Here is a 1467-nt window from a genome sequence, read left to right on the forward strand (position 1 = left end):
CCGCTCCAGCCACAGCTTGCCCATCTCGGGCTTGTAGGCTGGGTTCAGGCTGACCTGGAAACCGCCATATCCCAGCATGACGGTCGGGTTCGAGCCGTCCAGCTTCAGGTCGCGCGGGCGGGTGAGGAAATAGGGGATTTTGGTCCCGTCGGTCGAGGTCGCCTCGAACTGTTCGGTCACGTCGCGCGACGCGTCGAACTTGGCCGGCGCCGACTTCAGCGTGGTCAGGGTCGCCGCGTCCGCATCGGCCAGGCTTAGGGTTGGCGGAACGAGGAAGCCCTGGGTCGAGACGAAGACCTCGCCGCGCGATTTGGACGAGTCGCCTAGGCCGACCGCGAGGTTGTCGGGGACCGTGATGTCCTGACGGCTCCAGCCGCGCTCGTCGTTCGAACGGAAGACGCGAGCACGTCCACGCACATTGTCCGTGTAGGAAACAACCACACGATCCGACAGAACGCGAACGTCGCCCACAGCCTGACGCGCGTCAGGCGAGAAGATCAGCGGCGCAGCGTTGCTGACAACCGTCTCGCCGTCGGCCCGCGCCTGCAGCACCGCCAACGGCATCGACAGCAGGTCGCCGCCCTTGAACGCCGTCCCGCCGGTCAGGCTCCAGTTCTCTTCCGGCGAGAAGATCAGGGCGTCGTTCAGGACGCCATAGACCGAGACGCGGGCGGGCAGCCTAAGCTGGGTCGTCTTGCCGTCGTGCGCCAACTGCCATGTCTCGGACCGGAAGGTGTCCAGCGGACGGGTGATGATGACGGCCGTCACCTTGCCGTCCTTGGCGCGATAGACGGCGGGGCTCACGCCGTATCCGCCGTCGCCCTGTTCGCCGCGATAGACCTCGGTCGCCTGGGCCAGGGTCTGGCCGCGCTTCAGCGTCTTGACGATGAAGGGATAGCCGGACTCCGTCATGGTTCCGGCGCCGAAGTCGGTGGCGACCAGAAGCGTGTCGCGGTCCAGCCATTCGATGCGGTGCTTGCCCTCGGGCAGGTTGAAACCACCGTCCACAAAACGTTTGGTCGTCAGGTCGAACTCGCGCACGACCACCGCGTCCTTGCCGCCGTCGGACAGATTGATCAGGCAGCGGGTGTCGTCCGGCACCAGGCAGTCGGCGCCTTTGAACACCCAGTCTTTGCCCTCCGCCTTGGACAGGGCGTCGATGTCCAGCAGCGTCTCCCATTGCGGCGTTGCGGTCCGGTAGCTGGCCAGCGTCGTGCGACGCCAGACGCCCTTGGGATTGGTCGCGTCCTGCCAAAAGTTGCCGATGCCGTCGCCCAGGAAGGACGGGCTGGGGATGCGATCGGTCGCCGTCAGGATCGCCTGGGCCTCGGCGCGGAAGGTTTCGTAGCGCGGGTCGCCGGTCAGGACGGCGAGAGACTTGCGGTTCTCCTCAGCGACAAAGGCCATCGCCTCTGCCCCGTCCACCTGCTCCAGCGCCAAATGATCGTCCGCCGCCGCGACGCCCGC

At 66.6% G+C, this 1467-nt stretch carries 1 protein-coding gene; it reads right to left on the bottom strand.

Features of this window, described 5'->3' with window-relative positions; translation table 11 throughout:
* Positions 1-1467: S9 family peptidase (locus B3T77_RS09755; protein WP_292079161.1), on the bottom strand; the 1467-nt coding region annotated here is incomplete at both ends.

The organism is Brevundimonas sp. UBA7838 (assembly GCF_002500885.1).
Taxonomy (GTDB): Bacteria; Pseudomonadota; Alphaproteobacteria; order Caulobacterales; family Caulobacteraceae; genus Brevundimonas; species Brevundimonas vesicularis_C.